The following is a 4181-nucleotide window of genomic DNA, read 5'->3' as shown; positions in this document are numbered from 1 at the left end:
GGGCAAGATGGTGTGCCCCAGCCGCTCGGCGGCGTCGACGTTCGGCTGATAGCTCAGATGGCCAACATAAAGGATGAGCGGAAACGCGTCCGAGACGGCTCGTTGCAGCGGCAGTAGCCGCGGCAGATCGTCCGCTCGCGGGATGCCGTTTGGCACGATGTGGACGGGGACTTGCGGCCGGACAAACGCCTCCAGCCGCTTACGGTCCCGTTGCGAGCACACCCAGATACGGTCGACGATGGCTGCCGCCTTTCTCTCGAGCGCCCTGAGGTCTGAGGAAAACGGCCGCCAACGCTTCTTGCGCGGCAACTGACCGGCGAGATCCGATTCGACATTGTGCATGTCCAGAACGAGTTGCCGGACCATCGGCCGCAACGGAGCGAGAAATCTGAACAGACCAACGCCTTCGACGACAATAGTATCCGGGCGAAAATCCGCCACGAGCGCCTTGAGCCGCGCCAGCGCCGGGAGCGGTATCCGGCTCTCGCCCTTGGCCCTCCAGCGGGCGAGCGAAGGCGCTCGCGGTTCGGACTTGTTGATGAGCTCAGTCACGCGAATGTCCGGCCCGGGAGGTTGGACGTCGCTGCTTCGCGGCAGGAGCGAGGCCAGGCAGACCGGGCCGAACGCGGCTGCCGCCATGGCGTTGCCGAAATTCCTGAGATCGGCGCCGGACCTCGGCGGAAACGGCGGGTCGTGGCATATGATCAGCGTGCGGCGCGAGGTCGCTGAATTGGGCATTGGCGACATCCTAGCCTCAGTCTCGGTCAGTCGCCCGATTCGGATCCTGGCCAGATATCGCATCGCCTTCCAACTGCGGCCCAGCTCCTTATGCACTCGGACCGCGCGCATCATGCCGCCAGCATCGGCGAACTTGCGGTGCCTGATCAACTGTCGGGCGATCCGCTGAGCTATCCAGGCCTTCCGCCACTGCAACGCCTCCCGTTCGACCCCGACGGCAGCCAGCCCGTTCAGTTCCAGCGCTATGGCAAGGAAGGTCCTGCGCGGTGCCGTGATGAAGCGGCGCGCCATACGTTCCTCGTCATGGTGGTAGAGCAGCACCGGGGTCTCGACGGTAACCACGTCGGCACGGGCCAGCACGGCGGTCCAGTAGCAGGTGTCCTCATCGAGGCCGATCGTTTCCGGAAAGCGGAGGTTTGCGGTCGCCCAGTCGGCGACCAGCGCGCTTCCCATCGCGATTGGCCACACTTCGTTGCGAAGGTAGCGCCGCACATTCTCTCGCCGGTCCGGGACGTAGCCCTGCGGTGCCTTGAGCTTGTCCGGCCGGCCTTTTGTGCGCCGTATGCTGGCCCCGACGGCAAGGCCGGCGAGAGGCCGGCCTGCCAGCGCCGCGCTCAGCCGCGACAGGCTGCCGGGCATCACCTCGTCGTCGGCATCGAGAAAGAATATGGATGTGCCGCTTGCCCGCTCGAGTCCGACATTGCGTGCGGCGCCCGCTTTGCGCAGTCGAACGCTCACCACCTCCAGAGGCAAGCCGTGACGTTGCGCGCTTTGCCTCGCCATCGCAGCTGTCTGGTCGTTCGACCCGTCGTCGATCACGAGAATCTCGCGGATGACCGCTCTGTCGGAAGCCAGACTGCCGAGTGCCGCTTCGATGGTTGCAGCCGCATTTCTTGCCGGGATAACGACGGTAATGTCAGCCGCCACAGGTGAGCCGCTCATTGCTGTTCGAAGAAGCCACGCTTGAGCAGGCGGTCATAGCAATGCTTGAGCACCGACACGGGGCGCAGCGAAAGACTGTCAAGATTGCCCACCACCTGAGGTTCGATGTCGAATGGCGACTGGCCTTCGATCCATTTGTAGGAGGAGCCGTCCTTCAGCACCGACGGGCAGCCCACGACATAACCGCCCAGCGCCTTCGCGTGACCCACCCGGCGCCAGCCGAAATGGAGGCTGGAAGAGATCACCGGTTCCCGCGTTCTTAGATAGACATGAAATCCGCTCGGCGATTTTGCTATTGGCGTGCCGTTCGCAATCGCCTTGTGACCGGACCGCCAGGCACGGTAGCCGGCGTCGTCATCGAAATCGAGAATCATCAGGTTCCCAAATCCGCCCAATATGCCGACATTGCCGGCAAAGTCGCCAAACCAGCGCGCGACGTCGCTGCGGCCCGGCGGCTTCTGCGCCAGTTGGAAGGTGATGGAGGTGAACGCCAGTTCCTTCAGGTCCTTGCGCAGCGTCCGCAGGTGCAACGGATCATACTCCATGGCCGCGAGGTCGAGATGCTTGCCGCCGGCACGAAGCGGCAGGCAGATATAGCCGCGCTCGAACAGCCTTACGGTATAGTCGGTCAGTGCCCCAGCCTGCATCCGCCCAAATGTTCCGGGATCGAGACGTTCCCGACAATCTGTTGGGCCGAACGGTCCGTTCGTCAAGCGCCGGCGCCTTCGCCGCGACTGCCAGCACTGTCGTCAGACATTCTTGATCGACTTCCAGTGACTTAGCCGTTCTGCGATCAACTCCACGCGCCGCTGATTGTCGTTCCCGTCCAGGATGGTTAAGTCCTGCGGATCGGCGCGCAGATAGACGCCGGACGTTCGCGCATTCACCTCCGGATTCGTGTCCGAACGTGTCGTGAAATATCCGGACGCGCGCTCGGCGGATTCCAGCCGGATCTCGCCTGTCCCGTGCAGCTGCGGCGCGTTCGCGTCCAACGGCCGTTCCCCGTTCCAATAGTAGAAGATGCCCGAAGACTCTCCTTTCTCCTTCGACGCCTCGCTCCAGTATCTGGCCGACAGGCTGCCATTCTCTTGCCATGAGCGGCCGTTCAGCTCCAGCGCGCCGTTGCGGTCCCGCGAGATCCTCAGCAGACTGACCGCGGAAGGCTCCCTTGCTGTGCGCTCTGACAGGGAGAACTGCCACCAAAACCCCTCTATGCGGGCGACTCGCCCCTCATTTTCGATGGCATTTCGCAGTTTTTGATTGATTGCTCTGGTCTCCGCGGCGGTCGCTGCCTCGCCGTAGCGTACCGACGTCAGGCCGAGCAGATCGCTGGGAAGCTTGGCACCATTCGCGTGCAGGATGAAGGTCCGGCGCATGCCGAGAACCCCGCCGAACAGGCCGGCCTCGAAAACCACATTGTCTCGCGGAGAAGCCTGGGCGGGAATAGTGGTGGTCGATTCCGGCTGGCTCGCGCTCGTCCAGTCGTCCTGGGCGAACACGAAAGCGGCGAAGTCGACCTCGCGCGTCAGCTCCAGGAGACGCCCCAGCGTTGTCGTCCCGGGATTGAAGGATGTCGTCCAGGGTTCGACATTGGCAATATCTTCAAGGCCACGCTGCAGCGCCTGCAACAGCTTCTTCTGTTTTCCTGACGAGCCCAGGAAGATTCGCGGTTTGGCCATTCGTCTCTCTCCGGCGCAATAGACTCCTCACAGCGTAGGCGGTTGTCCTATCTCATTGCAACGACCGCATTACCATGGCACGCCTCCAGCTACACCTCCGCGCGGTGCTGGAAGAACTGCAGGAAGAGCTCGCGCTCGGTGGTGATGCTCGGGGACCTGTTCTCGCATGAGCCATAATCGAAATCGATTTTCGGGAAGGATCATCCGCCAACGAGCAACAGGCCGCCCCATTCCGGCCTTTTCGCTGTGCAATATGCCTGTGATAACGCCTCTTTGCCCGTGGCAACATTTCCGGTTGAGCCACCGGCGATAGGGCGATAGATTATGCTGCAGTGCACAATGAACCCGGTAGGGCCGAACGTCGGCTCATGCCGGCTATCAGACACTGAACCGCGCTAACTGTTGTTTACGCAATTCCCGACGAAAGACAGTCACACACTTTTCCTGGAATTGCTCCAAGGCTGAACGGACGAAAAATCCGGCATGAAGATTCCAAAATCCATTCTGCTCGATCCGGAGGCAAACAAGGCCTATGGCGCCTTTGCCGTCGCGGTTTCCGTTCTTGCCTTTGCCTATTCCAGCAATTTCGGTCAGGTCCTGATCCTCGCCTATTACGCGGTCTGGCTGCCGCTGTTCTTCGTCGACTACCGACGTTTCACCTGGAAGCTCTCAAACGCTTGGCTGCCGATACTCTTCGCGACCTATGTCTGCCTGTCGGTCTTCTGGTCGCAGGCCGCCGGCATCAGCGCGCGTGCGGCGGTGCAATATTCCTCGCATATCGTCTGTGCCTATATCGCGGCCCGCACCATCAGCGTGCGGACG

General features: G+C 62.1%; 3 protein-coding genes and 1 pseudogene. 1 reads left to right on the top strand and 3 read right to left on the bottom strand.

Annotation, left to right across the window (positions count from 1 at the left end; genetic code table 11):
* The 3 genes from EOA60_RS21505 to EOA60_RS21495 all read right to left on the bottom strand — a co-directional run.
* Positions 1-1680, bottom strand: a 1680-nt coding sequence (locus EOA60_RS21505) for a glycosyltransferase (protein ID WP_128311838.1), incomplete at its 3' end; no start/stop codon positions are given.
* Entirely contained in the window at positions 1677-2327 is a 651-nt protein-coding gene (locus EOA60_RS21500) for a bifunctional DNA primase/polymerase (protein ID WP_095824338.1), read from the bottom strand. The genes EOA60_RS21505 and EOA60_RS21500, both read right to left, overlap by 4 nt.
* A 102-nt stretch (positions 2328-2429) precedes the next feature.
* The gene (locus EOA60_RS21495; protein ID WP_095824337.1) at positions 2430-3359 is read right to left on the bottom strand and encodes a TIR domain-containing protein; all 930 of its coding nucleotides are present in this window, start codon (positions 3357-3359) and stop codon (positions 2430-2432) included.
* A 483-nt stretch (positions 3360-3842) separates the two neighbouring features.
* On the opposite strand from EOA60_RS21495, the pseudogene EOA60_RS21490 reads away from it, so the two are divergent.
* Positions 3843-4181 (top strand): annotated as a pseudogene (locus EOA60_RS21490) (O-antigen ligase family protein); the annotation flags it as partial.

Origin of the sequence: Mesorhizobium sp. M1A.F.Ca.IN.020.06.1.1 (assembly GCF_004023265.1) — a bacterium.
In the GTDB taxonomy this organism is placed as follows: domain Bacteria; phylum Pseudomonadota; class Alphaproteobacteria; order Rhizobiales; family Rhizobiaceae; genus Mesorhizobium.
The sequence above is the reverse complement of the archived record's forward strand: the minus strand, read 5'-3'. Positions and strand labels throughout refer to the sequence as shown.

Bases quoted from the DNA above. Each gene is read 5' to 3' on its own strand.
- EOA60_RS21500 (WP_095824338.1), bottom strand. From the start codon at position 2,327: ATGCAGGCTGGGGCACTGACCGACTATACCGTAAGGCTGTTCGAGCGC.
- EOA60_RS21495 (WP_095824337.1), bottom strand. From the start codon at position 3,359: ATGGCCAAACCGCGAATCTTCCTGGGCTCGTCAGGAAAACAGAAGAAG.